We start from the raw sequence: 243 nt of genomic DNA on the forward strand, positions 1-243 counted from the left end.
GCATCCGTGAGGCCAAGTAATTCAGCCTGCTCAGAAAAGCGATCATTCCACGTGTGGCGCATCACATGGCTCGTGAGCGTGACGGGTAGGCCTGGACAAGCAGCGCGAATCTGCACGAATATTTTGTCGATGCTCTTCAGGGACAGTGGCTGCCCCTCATCTCCAACTATAAGCTGCGGATACTTTCGGGCAGCCTTGATTTTCTTTCTATGCCGACTAATGTAACTCCAGACTTCCCGCATG

At 52.7% G+C, this 243-nt stretch carries 1 pseudogene; it reads right to left on the reverse strand.

Annotated elements, in window-relative coordinates:
* Positions 1-243: pseudogene (locus tag ACCD05_RS32070) on the reverse strand (hypothetical protein); the annotation flags it as partial.

It is taken from the genome of Rhizobium sp. Rhizsp42 (genome assembly GCF_047304155.1).
Taxonomy (GTDB): domain Bacteria; phylum Pseudomonadota; class Alphaproteobacteria; order Rhizobiales; family Rhizobiaceae; genus Rhizobium.